Source organism: Paenibacillus sp. FSL R5-0766 (genome assembly GCF_037971845.1).
Classification (GTDB): Bacteria; Bacillota; Bacilli; order Paenibacillales; family Paenibacillaceae; genus Paenibacillus.
Genome location: NZ_CP150227.1, coordinates 4,015,501 through 4,036,808, shown reverse-complemented (window position 1 = coordinate 4,036,808; position 21,308 = coordinate 4,015,501). Strand labels below are relative to the sequence as shown.

General features: G+C 43.1%; 22 protein-coding genes. 20 read left to right on the top strand and 2 right to left on the bottom strand.

Annotated features, from left to right (window positions below; translation table 11 throughout):
• Positions 1 to 41: 41 nt before the first annotated feature.
• Positions 42 to 1,250 carry a hypothetical protein gene (locus MKY66_RS17280; RefSeq protein ID WP_076217082.1) on the top strand — a complete coding sequence of 403 codons (1,209 nt, stop codon included), beginning with the start codon at positions 42 to 44 and terminating at the stop codon, positions 1,248 to 1,250.
• A gap of 180 nt (positions 1,251 to 1,430) precedes the next feature.
• Here MKY66_RS17280 and MKY66_RS17275 read toward each other — a convergent pair whose 3' ends face one another.
• Positions 1,431 to 2,360 (bottom strand): L-lactate dehydrogenase, encoded by a 930-nt coding sequence (locus MKY66_RS17275; protein ID WP_076217081.1) that lies wholly within the window; start codon positions 2,358 to 2,360, stop codon positions 1,431 to 1,433.
• A gap of 336 nt (positions 2,361 to 2,696) precedes the next feature.
• Here MKY66_RS17275 and MKY66_RS17270 point away from each other — a divergent pair, with 336 nt between their 5' ends.
• The 19 genes from MKY66_RS17270 (at position 2,697) to MKY66_RS17180 (ending at position 20,499) form a co-directional block, all read left to right on the top strand.
• Positions 2,697 to 3,977, top strand: coding sequence for a YCF48-related protein (locus MKY66_RS17270; protein WP_179088600.1), 1,281 nt, complete (start codon positions 2,697 to 2,699; stop codon positions 3,975 to 3,977).
• A 147-nt stretch (positions 3,978 to 4,124) separates the two neighbouring features.
• A complete protein-coding gene (locus MKY66_RS17265; protein WP_076217080.1) occupies positions 4,125 to 4,334 on the top strand; it encodes a hypothetical protein in 210 nt (69 codons plus the stop codon).
• A 211-nt stretch (positions 4,335 to 4,545) separates the two neighbouring features.
• A complete protein-coding gene (locus tag MKY66_RS17260; RefSeq protein ID WP_076217079.1) occupies positions 4,546 to 5,325 on the top strand; it encodes a phosphotransferase in 780 nt (259 codons plus the stop codon).
• A gap of 208 nt (positions 5,326 to 5,533) precedes the next feature.
• Complete coding sequence (locus MKY66_RS17255) at positions 5,534 to 6,169, top strand: SMI1/KNR4 family protein (RefSeq protein WP_076217078.1); 636 nt, start codon at positions 5,534 to 5,536, stop codon at positions 6,167 to 6,169.
• Positions 6,170 to 6,232: 63 nt separating this feature from the next.
• On the top strand, positions 6,233 to 6,658 hold the full coding sequence (locus MKY66_RS17250) for an NUDIX domain-containing protein (RefSeq protein WP_076217077.1): 426 nt from the start codon (positions 6,233 to 6,235) through the stop codon (positions 6,656 to 6,658).
• A 108-nt stretch (positions 6,659 to 6,766) separates the two neighbouring features.
• A complete protein-coding gene (locus MKY66_RS17245; RefSeq protein ID WP_143760411.1) occupies positions 6,767 to 7,513 on the top strand; it encodes a class I SAM-dependent methyltransferase in 747 nt (248 codons plus the stop codon).
• Between the two features lie 143 nt (positions 7,514 to 7,656).
• Positions 7,657 to 8,151, top strand: a complete 495-nt coding sequence (locus MKY66_RS17240) for an AAA family ATPase (protein WP_076217075.1) — start codon at positions 7,657 to 7,659, stop codon at positions 8,149 to 8,151.
• A gap of 41 nt (positions 8,152 to 8,192) precedes the next feature.
• On the top strand, positions 8,193 to 8,786 hold the full coding sequence (locus MKY66_RS17235; protein WP_076217074.1) for a C39 family peptidase: 594 nt from the start codon (positions 8,193 to 8,195) through the stop codon (positions 8,784 to 8,786).
• 315 nt (positions 8,787 to 9,101) lie between these two features.
• Entirely contained in the window at positions 9,102 to 10,250 is a 1,149-nt protein-coding gene (locus MKY66_RS17230) for a collagen-like protein (protein ID WP_076217073.1), read from the top strand.
• Positions 10,251 to 10,501: 251 nt separating this feature from the next.
• On the top strand, positions 10,502 to 11,071 hold the full coding sequence (locus tag MKY66_RS17225) for a hypothetical protein (protein ID WP_076217072.1): 570 nt from the start codon (positions 10,502 to 10,504) through the stop codon (positions 11,069 to 11,071).
• 209 nt (positions 11,072 to 11,280) lie between these two features.
• On the top strand, positions 11,281 to 11,673 hold the full coding sequence (locus tag MKY66_RS17220; protein WP_017688132.1) for a DUF2500 domain-containing protein: 393 nt from the start codon (positions 11,281 to 11,283) through the stop codon (positions 11,671 to 11,673).
• 147 nt (positions 11,674 to 11,820) lie between these two features.
• On the top strand, positions 11,821 to 12,570 hold the full coding sequence (locus MKY66_RS17215; protein WP_076217071.1) for a glucose 1-dehydrogenase: 750 nt from the start codon (positions 11,821 to 11,823) through the stop codon (positions 12,568 to 12,570).
• Positions 12,571 to 12,774: 204 nt separating this feature from the next.
• Positions 12,775 to 14,460, top strand: a complete 1,686-nt coding sequence (locus tag MKY66_RS17210) for a hypothetical protein (protein WP_143760410.1) — start codon at positions 12,775 to 12,777, stop codon at positions 14,458 to 14,460.
• A gap of 160 nt (positions 14,461 to 14,620) precedes the next feature.
• The gene (locus MKY66_RS17205) at positions 14,621 to 15,043 is read left to right on the top strand and encodes a cell wall hydrolase (protein WP_076217086.1); all 423 of its coding nucleotides are present in this window, start codon (positions 14,621 to 14,623) and stop codon (positions 15,041 to 15,043) included.
• A gap of 135 nt (positions 15,044 to 15,178) precedes the next feature.
• Entirely contained in the window at positions 15,179 to 15,577 is a 399-nt protein-coding gene (gene gerQ / locus MKY66_RS17200; protein WP_237175743.1) for a spore coat protein GerQ, read from the top strand.
• Positions 15,578 to 15,803: 226 nt separating this feature from the next.
• Entirely contained in the window at positions 15,804 to 17,387 is a 1,584-nt protein-coding gene (locus MKY66_RS17195) for a sigma-70 family RNA polymerase sigma factor (protein WP_083657426.1), read from the top strand.
• Between the two features lie 229 nt (positions 17,388 to 17,616).
• Positions 17,617 to 18,030 carry a MerR family transcriptional regulator gene (locus MKY66_RS17190; protein WP_076217069.1) on the top strand — a complete coding sequence of 138 codons (414 nt, stop codon included), beginning with the start codon at positions 17,617 to 17,619 and terminating at the stop codon, positions 18,028 to 18,030.
• Positions 18,030 to 18,554 (top strand): hypothetical protein, encoded by a 525-nt coding sequence (locus MKY66_RS17185; RefSeq protein WP_076217068.1) that lies wholly within the window; start codon positions 18,030 to 18,032, stop codon positions 18,552 to 18,554. The genes MKY66_RS17190 and MKY66_RS17185 overlap by 1 nt, the downstream gene beginning before the upstream one ends.
• A gap of 628 nt (positions 18,555 to 19,182) precedes the next feature.
• A complete protein-coding gene (locus MKY66_RS17180; protein WP_076217067.1) occupies positions 19,183 to 20,499 on the top strand; it encodes a hemolysin family protein in 1,317 nt (438 codons plus the stop codon).
• A 69-nt stretch (positions 20,500 to 20,568) separates the two neighbouring features.
• Here the strand turns inward: MKY66_RS17180 and MKY66_RS17175 are convergent, their stop codons facing one another.
• Positions 20,569 to 21,219 (bottom strand): hypothetical protein, encoded by a 651-nt coding sequence (locus tag MKY66_RS17175; protein WP_076217066.1) that lies wholly within the window; start codon positions 21,217 to 21,219, stop codon positions 20,569 to 20,571.
• Positions 21,220 to 21,308: the final 89 nt, after the last annotated feature.

Genomic DNA, 21,308 nt, shown 5'->3' with positions numbered 1-21,308 from the left:
TATTCACTTCTTCTCCCTCTTTCTGCAAAGGAGGAGAAACATTGTCAGATATTATCATCTCCAATATTGGACCAAATGTAAGTTCGCAATTCGATGAGATGCGTGTAGCACAAAAAACTCCAATTGTGGAGCTAACCTCTGTGTATGGTTTATCGATTCTAAGAGATGTAGTTATGACTACTGGGGCTGGCACGGTTACCAATGATGCGACTGAGTATAATGTGAGCAACACTGCCAGTGGGGTGGACTCGGCCGTTTTAGAAAGTGTATTGCGAGGACGATATGAACCGGGTTATGCAGGAGAGGCGGGGATAGGGGTTCGAATTCCTTCTCTGCCAATAGGTAACCAAGTGGCGCAATGGGGATTATATGATACTCAAAACGGAGCCTTTTTTGGAGTGAACAGTACTACGGTGTTTGTAACCGTACGTAGAGCAGGAGTTGATACGACAGTTCCACAAAGCTTATGGAATGTAGATCCATTAAACGGGACAGGGCCGAGTGGAGCTACATTAAACTTGTCCAAAGGGAACATATACCAAATTTTGTTTACATGGTATGGTTACGGAGTGATCGAATTTAGAGTGGTTATCCCTGACCCCGTAACGTTAGCCCAAGAGGTAGTTACCGTTCATCGATTCTCCCCAACAGGGCAAACAAGCTTTGTTGATCCAAATCTTCCGTTAAGAGCACAAGTCGCTAATAATGGAACTGGTGCTGCTTATAATATATTTGTGGGTGGAAGACAATATAGTATTATCGGAAAATATGAACCAACCTATAGAGTCACTTCCGAAAGAAGAAGAATAACAAATGTTACATCAACATTAACACCCGTCATTTCATTTACAAGAAAAGCTGTGTTTCCAGCGGGTTCGGCTAGAACGAATTCGGTACAGGTGAATTTGGAAGAAATTAATGTTATTTCATCCGTAGATCTAAGTTACCAAGTGCTTGTGGGAGGGACGTTAAATGGAACTTTTGTTAATTATCCTACAGCTACAACGATTATTCCTGATAGCGAGACCGCATTGCTAGTCAACAATACCTCTACAACAATTACAGGTGGAGAAGTGGTGTTTCAAGGCATTACAGGAGGGGGAGCAGGGAATACCAAAATACTGGCCATTTCAGAACTTTTGGATTTCACTCTTCCGGAAAATCAGGTTGTAACTTTAGCCGTATTGAATATTGGTGGTCCAGGCTCGAACACAGTTGATGTGGTATTTAGAGTAACGGAGAGTTGGTAATTAGTAATACACTGTAACAATTGACATCGAATGATTCAAAATCCAGAAATCAAAAAAATGTTCAAAGATAAAAGAAATAACGGAATAAATTTTATGTAAACCAAATGAAATTTGGATAGCTAATAACCACCTTAATACTCCTTATTACAGGAATACAGGTGGTTATTTTTTATACGTGGATTATTCCAATCCAGCGATCTGTTCTTTTAATTTGTTAGCAGAAGCCTGGAAAGCCACTTTCTCGGATTCATTCAGCGGAAGAGGCAGAATTTCGCGCACACCGTTGCGATCGACAACACATGGAACTCCGAGATAAACATCCGATACACCATTGTAGTCTTCAAGGTAAGTGGATACGTTCAGAACGGAGCCTTCGTTGCCGAGAATTGCAGCTACAATGCGGTCCAGAGCAAGGGCGATTGCATAGGAAGTCGCTCCTTTGGCATTAATAATCTCATACGCTGCATTTTTGGTACGGTCGAAGATATCCTGTTGTGTTTCTTCATCCAATTCCAGATCTGTTCCTGCAACGTTAGCCAGGCTCCATACCGGTACTTCGGAATCTCCATGCTCACCAATAATGTGTGCGTGAATACTACGCGGGTCGATCCCTTTATTCTTACCAATCAGGTAACGGAAACGTGCGCTATCGAGCAATGTACCTGAACCGATGACACGGGAAGCAGGCCATCCGCTTTGTTTCCATGAAGTATAGGACAAAATATCTACAGGATTGGTTGCAATCAGCAAAATACCATGAGAATTCACTTCAGTAATGCGCTCAATAATATCTTTGAAAATGCTTGCATTTTTCTTCAGCAGATCAATCCGGGTCTCGCCCGGCTTCTGGGAAGCACCGGCTGTAATAATAATGATATCTGCATCTTTGCAGTCGGAATAATCGCCAGCCCATACTTTCACGCCTCCCGTAAATGGAAGACCGTGGTTCATATCCAGCATTTCGCCGGTTGCCTTATCATGATTCACATCCACAAATACCAACTCGGACGAACGCTGTCTCAACATTAGCGTGTATCCCGTTGTTGTTCCCACCGCACCCATGCCTACAATCACGACACGACTTGGTTTCAGAGCTGCGCTATTTGTCATGTTCATATCATCTCCTTTTTGGGTTATACTCCCATCCATATTAAGGGATTAGAGAATATAAAGCGAGTGTTGTCTATAAAATAGTTCACATTTCATGTCTTTTTACCAATTATTCCGTCGAAAAACAGTTTAGGATGAAATTAATGGGAATAATTGTGCGACCTATAGCCCAGAGTATGAGCTGGAAAAAGGGAGTGGGCCAACCATGAGTGGGCAATGAGCCTTTTACATAAGGTTTGTGGTAGAATAGGAGCAGTGGATTCTGATGAATCGTAAATAAAACGCCATAGGACAGGCATGCGCGCCTGTATATTGGATGAGAGAGGTGGAACCCACTTGCGTTTGCAATGGATTAAAATCGCGCAGACAGCATTGCTGTCTATAGGTATAGCAGCTGTATTGGCTGCATGCACCGACTCAGATCAACCTCCGGAAGTAGAACCTCCGCAACAGCAGCAGGAGGACGCCGGGAATACAGGGCAGACATTAACTGTCGTTCCCCCTGTGAACAGTACAGAATCTGCAGATATGGCCAAGTACCAAATACAGACCCGTTTGACCGATTTTCAGTTGCTCAATGACAACGGAGGATTGGCGTGGGGTGTGACGCGGAATGCGCTGCGCCTGTACTACACGCAGGATCAGGGAAAGACCTGGACCAATATTTCACCTTCGGAAAATGTACAGTTTCCGGCTAACCCTAAATATGGACAAAGCATTTATTTTGTAGATCGTGCACATGGTTGGATTGTTCGTGAAGGCATGGGTGGAACAGATACCATGGTGCTTCGCACCAACAATGGGGGCGTAACTTGGAGCCTGTCTTCTCTGTCCAAGACGGATAAAGTGACTGCGATCTCATTTGTATCTCCTGAAAAAGGCTGGATTCTCACCACGGTCGATACCGCTATTGGTAAACAGGACAAGAAACTTTACTTTACCGAGGACGGTGGAATTACCTGGAATCGGATGTCTTCCAGTGATGAAGATGGCAAACAGGAAGCAGAAGAGATTTCCAAACGTGGATACACCACGGGGATGACTTTCTCGGATCCAAAACATGGTTTCTTAACAGCGCTGGAGTTCGGCACACCGAAGTTATATGTAACATCAGACGGCGGAGAAAACTGGAATACTGGACCATCCTTCTTTGATCGAAACAAATTCAACGGGTGTGGTAATTTCAGTGTTAGTTCACCACAATTTTTTGGACGTGAAGCGCAATCAGCCTGGATATCAATGTCCTGTTCTCAAGGGGAGAGCACGACATTTAATGGATTCTTTACCACCGATGGCGGTAAGAGCTGGAAGCTGTCCAATTTCACTTTAAACAAACAAACGGGTCCGAATCGTAACCTTTCACCGGTATTTCTGAACGCATCGGAAGGTTGGGCGATGCAAAAGGGCATAACCTACCACACCAAGGATGCGGGCAAAACGTGGAGTGCTCTTCCTGCAAGCAGTGTACTGGAGAAAATTCTCGAAGACTATCCGGAAATTGTGAAGATTCAGATGGTTAACCCCAAGCTTGGCTGGATATTGGTTGAAAATACAGATGCCAAAAGATCGTTGTTATTGCAAACGGTAGATGGTAGTGTACATTGGAAAGTACTATAAACATAGAGTGTTATCGATGTGAATAGATAGGAGAAAAGAGAGGAGCCTAAAGGTTCCTTTTCTTTTTTACTTAGTTTGTGAAATAAATCACAAATAAATCCATTAGAAGGTGATATATTTAACTCAACAAGAGAAGGAGTGATGAAGATGAGAACCAACGGTCAAACTCAATTCACGCAGGCGGATGAATTAACCAGATATATGCTTCAATTATGCTACACATGTGACGATGCGAATCGTTGCACAACAGAGGAAGCAGTGAAGGCTTGCATGGCAGAACACGCACAGGCAGACCAGCCCGAACCAGCCGAAGGCGGAGAAGTAACTCGCGGGTATATGGATATGATGTACGCTTAGGCTAATGATACACGGATCAATCAAAAAGAACGCTCCTGCGGGAGGGTTCTTTTTGATTTGGAGAGAAATGTATACGCTTTAAATTCGCTTCGCAAATATTGCAGCATGGGTTATTATAGAAATAATTAAGGTAAATTACTCAAAATGTGGAATTGTTTCATTGACTTTATCTGAAAGAGAAAGGGCATGAAATTGTAGAAAGGATATAACTATGAAAATTCAAGATCTCCCAATTGAAATAAAAGAACATATAGGGGAAGTCCAGAAAATCACTTTTCCTAAGCAAGGTCATACTTCTACTGTGGCTATACTGGATACGTTTGATCAAAAGTACATCATCAAGAAGACAGAAAACGATCTTTATAATGAATGGTTATCCGATGAATATAAGGTGCTTCAATACCTTTACCATACCGGACTCCCTGTTCCAAAGGTATATTCATTTCATACCGAGGACACATCGAGATGGCTTCTGATGGATTACATTGAAGGAATAAGTTTAAGAGAATTTCTCTCTAAGATGCCTGACCTCCAAAGTAAAGAAAAAGCGATTTTTAACTTTGGGCTTTGTTTAAAGAAAATACATGAATGCTCTTGTCCTGTTGAATTATTGAACAATAACACTCCTTGGTTAGATACCATGCTTAATAAAGCAGAATATAATCTAACTCACTTTGCTGTAGACGGCTCAGCAGAACTACTTCAACAGTTGAAAGAAGGAAGACCAAAACCAGTAGAGAACACTTTCATTCATGGAGATTTTACTATAGATAATGTGCTAGTTAATGATTGCAAGATTGTTGGAGTTATTGACTGGGCAGGAGCAGCTTATGGCGATCCAAGATATGATGTAGCATTAGCCATTAGACCGAAACATAATGCGTTTGATAATGAAAGAGATAGAGAAATATTTTATAACGGGTATGGAAAGTTAAGAATAACGGATGAAGAATATAATTATTTTGAAGATGGGATATATAACTTCTTTTAGTCTGGCTAAAAATCATGTTCTTTCAGATTTAAAAATGTTCCGTTTTAGTCATTTGACTCTTGATCTGTTGAATGCATTAGAGAAGTAAGTTCACACGAACACAACCGAACGGACTATCCGCATCGCAACTAGCGATTGGGCTTAATTCGGAGGAAGTCGTGAACTCAAGACCGGCATACGATAACTTTAAGCAAAGGGATGAAATCTTATGGAATCTTCGGAAATCTTCAATATAGTTGAGTTAACTCTAGAGGGTTTGAAGAAAAGATTAGATAGTAATAATACATTATTAATACAAGGTTCAACTGGTTATAGTGAGCCTGCAAGCTTTACGTTTTATCCGGGTTCATCAAATCAGGAGATCGATTCTTTATTTGAAGAGTTAAATTTAGTTATACCTTGGGACTATAAAGCTTTTTTACTAAATCATAATGGAGCAGATCTATTCGTGCATCCCTTTTATGGAGGGGGGATCCAATTGTATAGCTTAAACATGATTCGACAGGTGTACATTGATTATGATTATGTTAGCATGATACCGCAGGGTTGGATTCCAATAGGTTCGGATAATGGAGATATGCTTTTTATAAATACGAATGAATGCATTGACAGATTTTCTAGCTATTTGTATTGGACTGAAATGTTGTTCGTTGATAGCGCAATTAAGGTAAATATGAATTTTGAGAGATGGTTTGAAAGACTGATTATATGTAATGGCGCGCATTTCTGGAATTGGAATAGTGAAAATTCTGAACGTTATTATAGGCATTTACAAGGACACATTGAAAATGTGAATAACTATGATGGCAAGAACTATACGCTCGTTTTGTCAAAGAAGGATTAATGACTCCGTATTAGAATAAAGAACTTCAATTCATATCCAATCTCTCTAGAAGGAGTCGAATAAATGAGCCCTCCAAAACATATTTTATCTGCCGCTGCTATCGTGATAAACGACAAAAATGAATTATTACTTATTAGAGGACCACGAAGAGGATGGGAAATGCCAGGTGGTCAAGTAGAAGAAGGAGAATCCCTAAGTCAAGCTGCGGTCAGAGAAACGAAAGAGGAGTCCGGAATCCACATTGAAATCATCAAATTCTGTGGAATATTTCAAAATATCGAAAATTCAATATGTAACACATTATTTCTAGCCAAACCAATAGGAGGAGAATTAACGACATCATCGGAGAGTTTAGAGTCTGGTTTTTTTCCAATCGAAGAAGCCATTTTAAAAGTCGAATGGAAAAACTTCAGAGAAAGAATAGAGTATTGTTTAAAACCTGAGATGCAACCTTTTTGCATAGAGTTCAGCGATAAGAATAATATTTAAAAGTTTCAGGAAAGGAAGTTCAATCATGAAACGAGTCGATGTAGATTACATATTTCAACGAAGGTAACAAGTAATGTTCTGGATGTAGTGTATAAAGGAGGCTATCAGATGAACAAGTACAGTGTTTATGAAACAAACAGTTTTTATTGGGATACAAAAGGGAATGACTTTTTGAGAGCAATCGTGCTTCCGCATTATGGAGCATTTATCTCAGAAGAAAAACACCAACTTTTTGGGGATGTCTCAGGATTAAAGATGTTAGAGGTGGGCTGTGGAAATGGTCAATCCTTGCAGTATCATGGGGATCGCAAAGCAGGTGAACTGTGGGGTATGGATATATCCCAGAAACAGATAGAAAAGACACAACAACACTTGAGGACATACGGAATTCCTGCAACATTGATATGTTCACCCATGGAAGAGGAATGTGGTATTCCTACTAATTATTTTGACGCTGTGTATTCGATTTATGCCATAGGTTGGACAACCGATCTTCAAGGTACTTTCAACCGAATCGCTTCTTATTTAAAGAAAAATGGTATTTTTATTTTCAGTTGGTCTCATCCAATTCATAGATGTGTCGTTGAAGAAAATGATAGATTTGTCCTCAATAAGCCATATTCTGATGAATCGTGGTATGCGATATCTCCTGATTTTTGTCAGGGTGAATTAACCTTGGCTGATCGTCAACTATCAACCTATGTCAATGCGTTAGCGAAAGCGGGATTTGTCATTGAACAAATGATAGAAGAATCCGATGAGGATATCATGCAATTACATAATAATAGCGATAGTCTCCTTAAAAGAGCAAAGATGTTACCTGTATCCTTTGTCATTAAAGCAAGAAAACGGTGATTAAATGAAATGAATCGGAGAGAGGTCTATGTTTAAATATCAAATGGATACTGCTACCTATATATCGCTATTATTCATGGGTTGAAAGCAGATCAATGGAGAACGTAATAAATCGAATTTTATTTTAACTAAAGGAGCTAGTTATGAGAAGATTACCGCTGTTTGTAGTGACAGGCGCAAGTGGAACAGGAAAAACAACGATTTCTTCGCTTGTTCGCAAGCAACTTCCCGAATTTGACGTATTTGATATGGATATCATCGATAACGTGGATTGGCAGATAGCCAAAGAGAATTGGTTAAGGATTGCGTATAACATATCGCTAAGTGGACGAGGGACCGTTTTGTGCGGAACGATGGTGCCGGAAAACATTGCATCGTCCGATTACATAGATCGATTTGATCGAATTATATATATGAATTTGCATTGTGACGATGTTACTCGTGAGACGCGTTTAAGAGCCCGTGGGTGGGACGAGAACCTGGTTGAAGATCACAAAAACTTTGCCAACTGGTTACTCCAGAATTCGGAAACTGCGTTTGACCCGCCAATGCAAACAATTGATACAACAGAGCTTACAGCAGTGGGAGTATCTGAACAAATTAAAGAATGGGTTTTAAAGAACTGGTGCGAGGAATGAACATCTAAAAGACATCTTGATGAGACGAAGGAGGCCACGAATTGTTTCTCAATGTATTACTTTGGTTGATTATTCTCTGGGTGATCTCCCTTTATTTCAGTTTTCCTAAGAAAGATCGCATGTACATAGTCAATGTGCCAAGCACATATTACATTCAATCTTCAAATCGGTTGGATATTCAGAAAAACTACGAATGCGCTGCATTTTCCAGTGCGTTTGTCTTGAGACATTTCGGTTTGGAGTCCAACGGAACAAAGCTATATGAAACCTATCCTCGCAAATTACTGGATGGGACGGTATATCCCAAAGCGGTTGTTGTTTTTTTCAGGAAGCTAGGATTTCAGGCAATGTACTTACGAGGAAATGTGAATACGTTGAAGAAACAGATCAGCCAGGGTGTGCCTGTTATTTTATTTATTAGAGTACATCCCAAACAACGTTATTTGCATTTTGTTCCCGTCGTTGGCTATGATGAAACACATTTTTACTTGGCAGAATCGTTAGACCACAAGATTAATTGTGATGAAAAATATTACAATCGAAAAATCAGTATAAGTGAACTCAATATGTTATGGAGGTCCTGGTTACCTTTTTCTCAAAACTCCTATATCGTCGTACACCCAATGCAGATTTAAGACGGCTCTCTTTCAAAGGGCATGATATATTAGCTTTAAACGAACTAATCTGCTTTATTCGGAACGTCTGCGTGGTTAAACCAAGCAACTCATGCCCAAATGACATGAGTTTTTTTGAACAAATGTCCTTACGTAAACCAGCTTGACTCAATTAATGGTTATGAACAATTTAGATCAATCGTATGGGCGGTGTGATATTAATTTTATTTTTTTTCTGGAAATTAGCTGAGTTTTTTACTAAAATGGTTGATCGTCCACGCACCTTTTCATCTACATACGTACGTTAAACTATGTCTGTAGGGAGGTGTCCACACGGTGAGTTATTCAGAAGTGAAGAAACGTATGAAGAGAAAAAAGGCAACATTCCATCCGTGTAAAGTTAAAAGGAAAGAACGCCGATTGAAAGTGGTCAAAAAGTTCGTTCGAGTAAAATGCCCGCCTCCAGAAGTGAATATATCTACCCCTACTGTTGTTGGCCCAACAGGACCACAAGGTATTCAAGGCGTACAGGGCATCCAAGGTAGACAAGGGGTTGAAGGGCCACCTGGAGCTCAAGGACCAGCAGGGGGGCCACCTGGACCACAAGGGCCTCAGGGACAGCCTGGTCCTGCTGGAGCGGTAGGCTCTCAAGGTCCGGTTGGGCCCGCTGGACCCATGGGAGCTCAGGGGATTCCAGGAGAAGCAGGTGCCGTAGGGCCACAGGGTCCGCAAGGTAATCCAGGTCCTGCAGGTGCCATCGGACCTCAAGGTTTTCCTGGCCCCGCTGGAGCAGTAGGCCCAACAGGTGCAACAGGAGCAATAGGCCCTGCTGGAGCAGTAGGCCCGGCCGGCCCAACAGGTGCAACAGGAGCAATAGGCCCTGCTGGAGCAGTAGGCCCGGCCGGACCAGTCGGTGCAACGGGAGCGGTAGGTCCCGCTGGAGCAGTAGGCTCGGCCGGACCAGTCGGCGCAACAGGAGCGGTAGGTCCTGCTGGAGCAGTGGGCCCGACAGGTGCGACTGGAGTAGCTGGTCCCGCTGGAGCCACAGGAGCAGCCGGAAGCGTACTTGGATTCGCGGATTTTTTCGCGTTGATGCCACCCGATAATGCTGCAACAGTTGCTCCCGGTACGGATGTAAGCTTTCCTCAAGATGGGCCGACAAGTGGAACGACTATCGCACGTACGGGGCCGAGTTCATTCAATCTGGCAGCTATTGGTACGTATCAGATTTTGTTCCATGTGAGCATCGATGAAGCCGGTCAATTAATCTTAACCCTCAATGGGGCAGATTTGGCTCCTACTGTAGTTGGGCGAGCAACGGGAACGTCTCAGATTGTGGGTATTTCTTTGGTGCAGACAACCGTAATTAATTCTATTCTGACCGTGCGGAACCCGGCTGGTAATGCTACTGCATTAACCATCACGCCACTTGCAGGCGGAACAAGACCTGTATCGGCACATCTTGTGATCACACAATTAGTATGAATCCGGTACCAGGTATGCTAATTGTTCTCAGCTTTATTAAATTGTATCTACAATGGTAATATGGGTTTGCTTGAACTGAGATAGCAGTGCTTTCCCGAGGCTGTTATCTCAGTTGGAGCGGATAATGGTATAGGAGTAACTACATATCGGATACCCTTTTTGTTTTGTGAGGAATGGTGAAAACGTCACTACTAATTATTTTTTCAGTAGTTAATATGATAAAATATTGGAAAAACATCAGAGGTGAGTACATGAAGAATGACCACTGGAGAAAAATAACATGGATTGTTGCAGCATTATTATTAATCATGATTACGGCTTGTGGCAATAGCAAATTCAATCCAAACGAATTTTCAGAACAGGATCTGGCTGTGACGAAGACCGACAGTGAGGATAAGATTACGTATGGAATGAGTCAGGAAGAGGCGGAGAAAATCCTCGGTGAGGGAACACCCACTGGTGTGGGTCAATCCTATCAATACAATAACGGAATCACGATTGGCTATAGGGATGCCAAAGTCGTTAGTATCATCTTGAATAAGGACTCGAAAGGGTACTTTAAGGCGGCTCGCGGGGCAGAGGCGGGGATGACACATCAAGAGATTCTCGATCTGTATGGCAAGGAACATGTTTTGGTCGAATCTGAACGTAATATCGATTATGCCTATCATATTCAGAAGGAAACATTCCTGGATGAGAAGTCGCTACAAGCGGAAAAAGATGATCTGGCTATCTATCGTGCATCGTTTATGCTGACAAAAGAGGGACAGGTTAATCAGGTTATATTGTCGGATCAACGATTTGCAACAACCTTTAAGTAAAATAGGGCTGCTAGTTAAGCAAGGTATTAAAAAATGGAATAGTACTTATTCTCATATGAAGCAACCCTTCGGTATTCTGCCGGAGGGTTTTTCCCTTCACACTGTTCGATTTCAATCTGGATAACAAGTTCCTTGTTTACGTGCATATACATTACTGGAGACGGGTCAAGACTCCGGCTGTCCTAAGTTGTATGAACGGAGGGAGAGACATGGGCATTGAATCATCCTGGATGTTTGATTTGTTTGGAACCGTCTTTCCGGTTGTATTTGTTCTGATTATAGGTATAGTCCTTCTGTCGATGGGAAAGGAGGTATGGAGGTGGGGACGCAACAACTCGGAGCCGCTATTGACCGTGCCTTCACGAATCACCAGCAGACGGATGAAGATGAGTCAGTCGCAATCTGAACCGGGTAGTACAGCACGAACGTTATACTACGTCACCTTTGAAGTAGAAAGTGGAGATCGGCTTGAATTCAAAGTCAATGGTGAAGAGTATGGTTTGTGCGCTGAGGGGGATGAAGGACGGCTCTCGTTCAAAGGAACGCGTTATGTAGGCTTCGAGCGATATAATCGCGTATATTCTGAACGTCTACGTGGTTAAACTGAGCAGCTTGCGCCAGAATGGCGTGAGCTTTTTTTGATTATTTGCTGGACAAGCGTTTCTTAATAGGCCTATCGTGTTTTTATATAAGAAGAGGCTTAATGAGATTATGATCAAAGGATCATTACCATAGAGGAGGGAATCAATATGTCATATACAGATCAGGTCGTTGTTGTAACCGGTGCCGCTCAGGGAATAGGACGGAGTGTGGCTGAGGCTTATGCAGTCGCCGGGGCCAAAGTCGTACTTGCCGACTACCAGGAAGCAGAAGGGGCTGCAGCCGCAGCTTCCATTCGTAATGAAGGCGGAGAAGCCATCTTTGTGCAATGTGATGTTCGGAGCGAGCAGGATATTACGAATCTTTTTCGGACAACCGTGGAAGAATTCAAACAAATTGATGTTCTGGTGAATAATGCAGGACTCGCCAAGTGGAAGTCACCCTATGAGCTGACGCTGGAAGAATGGGACGATGTACTCAATACCAATGTGAGAAGTTGCTTTTTGGCGAGTCGGGAAGCAGCCAAACATATGAAAAGCAATGAACACGGGGGTGCCATTATCAACATGGCTTCTACCCGTGCGCTGATGTCTGAGCCGGACACCGAAGCTTATGCCGCATCCAAAGGAGCGATTGTAGCTCTGACGCATGCGCTGGCGGTCTCACTGGGCAAGGACCAAATTCGGGTCAATTGTATCAGTCCGGGATGGATTGAGACAGGTGATGTGGAGAAATTGAAAAAGGAGGATCATGAACAGCATCCCTCCGGTCGTGTGGGTGTTCCTTCGGATATCTCCCGTGCTTGTTTATATTTGTCTGACCCAAGCAATACCTTTGTCACAGGGACCAACCTCGTTATTGATGGAGGCATGACCCGAAAAATGATATATGAGGACTAGAACCGGGATTGAACCGGGCGAGCCCTAAGCTGTCCCAACTTCAGAGCAATAAGCCCAAGTTAAGCACTTGGGCTTATTTGTTTTTAATAACTCGATTGCTATAATAAATGTGATTTTACAACAGTAGAGGAATGGAGGGAGTATATGTTCGGGAAACAATCCCGGAAGGTATTTTGGCTGTTACTGCTGATCGGAGGGATGATAATGATAGGGAATGAGTCACCTGCTGAAGCTGACGGCGCAGATATACGGGCGGCCTGGGTATGGCAGGCACAGTCTGTTAGCAACGGAGATGAGCTGTTGGCCAATGCAGCTAAACATAAGATAAACAGGCTGTACGTGAATGTAGACATGACGCTGCCCAAGGAGGTATACCAGACGTTTATAGCCAAAGCAAGCCATGCAGGTATTGCGGTTGAAGCGCTGGGAGGCGATCCATCCTGGGCAATAAGTGGCCGTGAGGGTCCCATGCTCAGATTAGCCTCGTGGGTAAGTGATTACAATCAAGCTGCTGAGCCCAACGAGCAATTTGATGCCATACATCTGGATATCAAACCCTATGTGTTACCAGCCTGGAAAGAAGATGCCAAGCCACTGGTACAATCATGGGTAGCCAATATGAATCTGTTATTTGAGCAAGTGAGACAGGATGGCGCAGTTGCAGTGAATATTGACCTGCCATTTTGGCTGGATTCCTATACCATCACAGGAAATAGAGTTTCTGAGGATGCAGATAACGAACCATTGTCACGTTGGTTCATTGAACGAGTGGAGCATGTCACTTTACTCGCTTACCGTGATAACGCGCAAGGGAACAATGGTATTATACGTTTAATTGAACAGGAAATGAACTGGGCCGATACCAGCAATGTGAGCGTAACGGTTGGGTTGAACACCAAGCCCATGCCTGGCGAGGAGTTCACGACATTTGCCGGGAAAGGTGCAGCGCAACTGGAAAGCGTTATCGAAGAAGTTGCCTCCGCATTCAACGAGCATAGTTCCTACGCAGGTTCTGCCGTACATGACATCGTATACTGGGGACAACTGGAGCCGTCGGAACTGCCATCACCGGAGATTCCATCCAATCAGCCAGAGATTCGGGGGACGTATATCTGGGAGGCCTCTCAGGTGACGAATGACGGGGGAGAGCACATACTAGCGTTTGCTAGAGAGCAGAATATTAACTGGTTGTATGTCCGTTTGGACCTGGATCAACCTTATTCCAGTTACCGCAGTTTTGTGAAACGGGCAAAAGCGCAAGGCATTGAGATCCATGCGATGGGTGGACATCCGATCTGGGGCAAGAAGGAAAATCGTCCACGCATTAAGCGCTTGATTGATTATGTGAAAAACTATAATGCTGAATCCGAGCCGGATGAACGATTTGAAGGCATCCATCTGGATATTGAGCCTTACACATTGCCAGAGTGGGAGAATAGTCGGGACACCCTGTTGACCGAATGGGCTGCCAACATTACATTTTTCCAGGAAGAAACAAAGAAGGACAGTGATCTCGAAACAAGCGCAGACCTTGCTGTATGGCTGGATAGCTTCGCGTTGCCAGGAAAGGATACATCTGTGGCTGAATTTATGATCCGTACACTCGATCATGTGTCGCTGATGGCTTTCCGTAACAACGCCGAAGGTTCCAATGGGATTGCTGCTATTGTGAGTCAGGAGATGGAGATTGCGGATCGTTTGGGTAAAAGGTTGATGATTTCGGTAGAAATGAAGCAGAACCATGAAGGTCCTCATATTTCTTTTTATGAAAAAGGGGCAGCGGAGATGGAACTTCAGCTTGCCAAGCTTCCGGATCTGTTGGCCGAACATCAGGCTTACCAAGGCAACATTGTCCATGCCTATGATTATTGGATTGAAGCCAAGCCTTAAACAGGCGAGTATTATAAGAAACGAATTGCTTCGGGACTTCACCTTGGGTGAGGTTCCGGGCTTTTTTTTATGGAAAAAAGATGGAATCGTGTCACCGAATGGGCTCCTGCACAATACGATGTACGGTGATGAACAGCTGAAACAAGGGAGGAAACAGACTATGGCTGTTATTAAAGCCAACTCAGAGGACGTCAAGCTGCTGGCTAGGCTCATGAGGGCAGAGGCTGAAGGTGACGGCGAACAGGGTATGTTGCTTGTGGGCAATGTAAGTGTGAACCGGGTGCTGGTGGATTGTCTGGATTTTAAGGATATTCGCGATATCAATCGTATGGTATTCCAGAATCCAGGAGGATACGAGTCAACACAGAAGGGGTACTTTTACCAACGGGCAAGACAGTCCGAGATTCGTCTCGCACAACGGGTGATCAATGGAGAGCGCTTCTGGCCTGCCAGCAATTCATTGTGGTTCTTCCGACCTGTGGCCGAGTGTCCGGCAACGTGGTATGACCAGCAAAATACAGGACGTTTCAAAGCGCATTGTTTCTTCAGTCCTTCAGGCGAAGACTGTCCGGAAGTATATTAAATTTTGGGAGGAATCACTATGATTAATCAACCTTATCAACCAACAACTCAAACATTGGGTCAGCAAGCGAATTCCGTGTTGGGTCAACAAGCCAATTCTCAGGTTCAAGGTACGTCTTACAAAATTGGTAACGGAATGCCTGCCATGTCACCAATGCCAGGGATGGTATCACCAAGCTCAACAAGTGTACCCCCACTCGTATCCAGTGGAAGCCCAATGACACCAACGGGTGCAGTGATTACAACAACGGCTCCACAGTTTGAGCAGTCATACATTGAGAATATTTTACGTTTGAATCTTGGTAAATTCGGTACATTCTACATGACATATGAAGGCAACAAAGAATGGAACGCTCGTATATTCCAAGGTATTATTGAAGCAGCGGGCCGTGACCATATTATCATCAGTGACCCGAAGACAGGAAGACGGATCATGCTGTTGATGGTCAACTTCGACTATGCTACATTTGATGAGCCGTTGTTGTATCAATATCCGGGTGTGGTAGGCAATTACCCGCAAGCTCCAAGCAGATAATCATTTTCACCTCATCATGTTGATTGATAACTGACATGTCTAACACATACTGATTTACTTCGCTGTCCTGAATGTGGAGGTAATCCGCAGACAGGACAGCTTTTTACATAAACATATATACGAAGGTTACTATAGGTTTAGAGTTATACGTAACCTTTTGGCGATAACATGGCACTTATACATGAATAGAACAAGCAGCATGCTTATATGAAGGGAGTCCATAGCATTGAATTCATGGATTGAAGGAGCGATGAAGGGCGAAACGGAAGCTTATGCACAACTGATGTCTCAATATCGCGGGATGGCTCTTTCTGTTGCCTACCACCGGTTGGGGGATACATTTTGGGCTGAAGATGTCGTACAGGAGGCATTTACTGAAGCCTTTGGCAATCTGTCCAAGCTGGAAGCTCCTGAGGCTTTTCCCGGGTGGTTCAAGGTGATTGTGGAGAGGCAGTGTTATCGCTGGCTAAGACGCAAGCAGCATACCATGATTCCAGTTCAGGAGCTGGAGCATGTATTCCATGAAGAGGATCAGGCGCATGATCCGGAAAAACAAGCGGTGCAAAATGAAATGCATCGTACGCTTCGTGATTCCATTGCAATACTGCCATCATCGATGCGGATTGCTGTTGAACTGTTTTATTTGGAAGGATACTCGCTCAAGGAAATATCGGATTTCCTCGGGGTGAAGGTACCTGCATTAAAGAAAAGACTGTTCGATGCCCGATCCAAACTCAAGCGCTCTATGCCTGTGAGGGATCTGGTCTCTGTATTCAGTGACTTGTATGAAGGAGGAAAAGGATTGTTACACATTATGAATGGGGATCACGCTGCCAATCGTTTAAGAGAGAGTGGAATTCAGGGAGACATCTTGGTATGGAGAGAGTTGTATACGTTCGGCCCGGTAGCCAAAGAGATGGGAGATACGAAAGAGCGGCAGAATCGAGCTTCCGTGTTAGAGCAGCAGTTGGGCATTCCACAGGCGGAATACTTGAAGATTGAGGAGCTTGAACGCAAGTTGCATTCGTTTCAACAATACAAGGAAATTGTTTTATGGTTCGAATACGATCTCTATGATCAGACGATGTTATCGTATCTATTGCATTATTTCAAAGGACAAGCACTCCAGAATACAAAACTGAATCTGCTCTGTATTGACTCGTATCCAGAGATTGAGCACTTTAGAGGACTGGGACAGCTTACCTCCACACAGATTGAACGTCTGTCCGGCAGTTGGCATGTGATTGAGAAAAACGAATTACAAGCTGGTGCACAGTTCTGGGAAGCCTATACGTCGACTGATTTCCGGGATCATCTGGATTACTTGCAGGCAGACACTTCTGCGCTACCCTTTGCGAAAGCTGCCTTTAAGGCACATTTGTCCCGTCTGCCATCTGTATCGAACGGTCTGGGACTCATTGAGCAGGCAACACTGGAGACTATTAGAGAAGGTGTAGAGCATCCGTATCCATTATTTCGCGAGGTAGGAGACAAGCTGCATATTCTCGGGATGGGTGATCTTGAATACTGGGCACATCTGAAGCGGATGACAGAAGGACCTCATGCTCTTCTTCAGATGAGCGGTGCAACCACTTTCCCTAATTTCAAGCAGCATGATGAAAAATTCCGTGACGGAATCTTGTCGCTAACGGAACTCGGAATTCAGGTGTTGAATGAAGAAGTCGATTGGGCGCTGCTGAAGCAGGATGAATTCTGGATCGGTGGATTACATAACGAAAGCGGGGGACGAGCGAAGTGGCGCTGGAATCCCGCTTCGGAAACCGTAGTGGAGATTGAGTCGACATCGTAATCAGCGGATAGAATTTAAGAAAATAACAGTATTACAAAAAGAGAGTATCCAGCCATGCGAAAGCATCAGCGAGGATACTCTCTTTGGTTTGTTTAAGAATTAGTTGTGTTTCTCAAAATGATATTCTCCTTTTTTAATAGTTTTTTGACTAGATGTATACCAATACAGTAAACTGTACATATTACAGTTTACTGTATTGGTATACACTAAAGTGTAAAGGAGTGAGGTTATGAATCAGTACACTGCAAAGCGTATCTCAGAAATTCTTCAAGAAGATGATACTAAGATGAATCTGAGGACGGTTCGGTACTATACACAAATAGGTATGGTTCCTCCGTTAGAGTTGGTAGGAAATAAAAGAGTATACACCGATAAACACATTCATTATTTTCGAGCCATTATAACTTTATCAAGAACTGGTGAGAACTTAGCATCCATCCAAGAAAAATTGAAGCTTCTTTCTGTAGAGGAAGTGGAAAAAATCGGCCAATTGATGAGTTTATATAGTCCAGATCGTGTCTTGGAAAACGAAACTCTGACAATAACAGATGATGTTTCAATTACATTAAGTCCTCGAGTTTCTGCCGAATTAAAACAGAAGGTAATTGATTCTGTCTCACAGGTTTTAAGGGGGGGAATTTAATGATGCTTAATTTACGGCTGGCTAAAAAAAAGATGGAAAAAGAAGAAGGAATGAATCATTTATGGATTGAGCTCACCCATACCAATAATTTAACTGAAAATGCAATATTACGTATTCACCTCCCAAAAGGTCTTTATCGAGGATTAAATTTGAATGGGAATTTTGAAACAGAAACAGGTGAAATAAAATTAGTGTCACGAGACAAAGACGTATTTATTGAGTTTTACACACAGTCGAGAATAGATTGTGATGAGGCATTGATTAATGTGGAATTATGTTATCAAAGTAGTCATCTAAATTGGAAAGGGATAAAAGAGGACATAACAGTTCGCTTTGTAGACGAGGAAGATGTAGATGATGAGCATATCGATCATCAAGTCATTGAACGAGTGATGAAACTCGAAATTAATTCGTCTAGCAAGGCTGGCTCAGATAGTGAATTATTAGTTATCAGACCAAGGACGTATCAAACAAGGGACAGTGAATATGCTTATCTTGAAAAGGACTATCGAATAAACTACTAGTGGAAGGGAGCGCTCAACGTATTTTACGAATGCATAAACTTATTGATAATGTGATATGTAAAGCACAATAACAATGGGCAGGTGATAAAAATGGACCAAGAGGCAATCGAATATACCGTAGAATTCCAAGATTCTTATGGGATCATATACACTCGAGAATTGAGAGCTGAAAGTATAGCTGAAGCCAAAATTATCATTCAAAATAACTATCCTGATGTTGTAATTCGAGCAGTCACACGTATTACGGAAAATGATAAGTGATTAACTATCTAATGATCTGAAAGTTAATCAATACAACTACCACATGTTGCAGAGGATTCAACTAGTGGGAAAATAGGAAGCATAACGGCGTATTGAGTAAAAATTATTTCCGGGAAAACAGCGTAATCGAGACTTTTGTTAAAGAAAAAAGGCGTTTGTGCCATTTCGTTGTCATAGGACACGGATTGACTGTGTAGTGTAGAATTATATAATAAAAGAAGCATATCTTTGTTATTCGACAGAACAAGGTGGAGGTGGAAGCATTGGGAAGTTGAAATTGCATATGAGCGGCAGAATGGCAAATATCCTACATTTTCGAAGGAGGTGGACCTATTTGCCGAAGAATGACGGCGAATAGGATGAAAATTTGAGTGACCCCTTACCGAGTATTTTAAATTTAGTAATCATTGGTTTACTTGTATTAATGAATGGTTTCTTTGTGTCGGCGGAATTTGCGATGGTGAAAGTTCGTGGAAGCCGGATTGAGGCTTTGGTGGAAACAGGCAACAAAAATGCCATCTATGCTTCCAATATCATACGTAATCTGGATGCATATCTGTCAGCTTGCCAACTAGGTATAACTTTGGCTTCACTGGGACTCGGGTGGCTGGGAGAACCGGCAATTGCACATCTGTTAGAGCCCATGTTTACCGCATTTGGACTGGGACCAGTCTACGTTCATGGAATCTCTATTGCCATTGCATTTGTGATTATTACGATCTTGCACATTGTACTGGGAGAACTTGCTCCCAAAACGATGGCGATTCGAAAGTCTGAGACGATCACGTTGTGGTCTGCGGCTTTGCTGACGTTCTTCTACAAGTTAATGTATCCATTCATATGGGCACTGAACGGTATGGCTAACGGCTTGTTGAGACTGTTCCGAATGGCACCAGCTTCGGAGATGGACTCCGCACATAGCGAAGATGAAATACGCATTCTGATGAAAGAAAGCAATAAGAGCGGTTTAATTGATAACACTGAATTAGCACTTGTTGATAATATATTTGATTTTACGGATACAACTGCCCGTGAAATTATGATTCCGCGGACGGAAATGATCTGTCTGAACGCCAATGAGTCCATGCTGGAGAATCTGGAGATTGCCAGTGAGAGTATGCGAACAAGGTATCCGGTATATAACGGAGACAAGGATCATATTATCGGCTTTATTCACATTAAGGATCTGATGCGATCCCAACTTACGGATACCATCTCCGTAATCCGGCCCATCCTGGCTGTGCCAGATACTACGCTGATCAGTGATCTGCTCAAGCGTATGCAGCGTAGCAAGACACAGATTGCGATTCTGATTGATGAATACGGAGGAACCTCCGGGCTTGTCACACTTGAAGATATCATGGAAGAGATCGTAGGCGAGATTCAGGATGAATTCGACCATGAGCGTCCTGTCATTGAGCAAGTGGATGAGATGGAATACTCCATTGATGGATTGATGCTGATTGAAGAAGTCAGCGAACGATTCGGACTGGAGATGGATCGTGCCGATTACGATACCATCGGGGGCTGGCTGTACTCCAGAGTAGATGCCATTCCACCTGAGGTCGGTCAATCGGTTGAGTATGGGGGTTATGTATTTGTCATTCAAGAGACAGAGCATAAGCGGATTTCCCGAGTAAATGTGATTAAGCTGGAACTATTGGTTGAAGAAGAAGGCGCGTAGCCAGATCGAAATTGTAACAGATGAAGCTGTATGGTGACGTAATGGTCATCGTACAGCTTCTTTTCATGCTCATGATTCTTTGGGTGCATGAATGACAATATCGGCGTAACGATTCTCCGTGACTAAGCTATTTTCTATAGAAATTCGCTTATAAGTGACGTAAACATTCTCTCCCGGAGCCAGATCATGCTGGATATTCAGCTTTTTTCGAGTGGATTGGGTTGTTGTCGGTGTCTTAATGGTGATGATGGCGTACATAGGCGTATCGACAAAAGTAACCTCGTGAGAATTGTAGTCCCCCACCTTAGTGGTGGATAACACGGGATTTTGCTTAAACTGGGTCAGGTGATCATTCACCATGCCAAGTGTTACGGGTAACACATAAAACAGAAGTACCAGAGGCAGAAGGCAGAAAGAAATCCCGAAAACACGTGAAAATTTGACATGGGAAAGGGTTCGGCTGCTCTGCTTGAGGAAAAGAAAAGCAAGGATGGGGGACAGTACAAGTCCCCAGATCATAAAGGGCAATACATAGCGGTCAATCCCCATGCTTATCCAGCTTTCCCGGGCTGTAGCCAAGAAATATATTAAGGTCACTGCGGTAATCGCACTCACCAAGATAACAAGCCAACGTTTGAACGAGCCGGAAACTTCGATATGTAGTTCATTCGGATTGGAGCTGTGACGATGCCTTCTGGATTTGGATTGAAATTTACTCAAGTTATACACCTCATTTGCAAATCTTGTTGGTTAATATGGTTTCGTGTATCCATTACCCAATACATACGGGCTGGAATAATTTAGGTTTC

Coding starts and splice junctions, on each gene's coding strand:
- MKY66_RS17275 (WP_076217081.1), bottom strand. CDS start 2,360: ATGACAAATAGCGCAGCTCTGAAACCAAGTCGTGTCGTGATTGTAGGC.
- MKY66_RS17265 (WP_076217080.1), top strand. CDS start 4,125: ATGAGAACCAACGGTCAAACTCAATTCACGCAGGCGGATGAATTAACC.
- MKY66_RS17260 (WP_076217079.1), top strand. CDS start 4,546: ATGAAAATTCAAGATCTCCCAATTGAAATAAAAGAACATATAGGGGAA.
- MKY66_RS17255 (WP_076217078.1), top strand. CDS start 5,534: ATGGAATCTTCGGAAATCTTCAATATAGTTGAGTTAACTCTAGAGGGT.
- MKY66_RS17250 (WP_076217077.1), top strand. CDS start 6,233: ATGAGCCCTCCAAAACATATTTTATCTGCCGCTGCTATCGTGATAAAC.
- MKY66_RS17245 (WP_143760411.1), top strand. CDS start 6,767: ATGAACAAGTACAGTGTTTATGAAACAAACAGTTTTTATTGGGATACA.
- MKY66_RS17240 (WP_076217075.1), top strand. CDS start 7,657: ATGAGAAGATTACCGCTGTTTGTAGTGACAGGCGCAAGTGGAACAGGA.
- MKY66_RS17225 (WP_076217072.1), top strand. CDS start 10,502: ATGAAGAATGACCACTGGAGAAAAATAACATGGATTGTTGCAGCATTA.
- MKY66_RS17220 (WP_017688132.1), top strand. CDS start 11,281: ATGGGCATTGAATCATCCTGGATGTTTGATTTGTTTGGAACCGTCTTT.
- MKY66_RS17215 (WP_076217071.1), top strand. CDS start 11,821: ATGTCATATACAGATCAGGTCGTTGTTGTAACCGGTGCCGCTCAGGGA.
- MKY66_RS17210 (WP_143760410.1), top strand. CDS start 12,775: ATGATAGGGAATGAGTCACCTGCTGAAGCTGACGGCGCAGATATACGG.
- MKY66_RS17205 (WP_076217086.1), top strand. CDS start 14,621: ATGGCTGTTATTAAAGCCAACTCAGAGGACGTCAAGCTGCTGGCTAGG.
- gerQ (WP_237175743.1), top strand. CDS start 15,179: ATGCCTGCCATGTCACCAATGCCAGGGATGGTATCACCAAGCTCAACA.
- MKY66_RS17190 (WP_076217069.1), top strand. CDS start 17,617: ATGAATCAGTACACTGCAAAGCGTATCTCAGAAATTCTTCAAGAAGAT.
- MKY66_RS17185 (WP_076217068.1), top strand. CDS start 18,030: ATGATGCTTAATTTACGGCTGGCTAAAAAAAAGATGGAAAAAGAAGAA.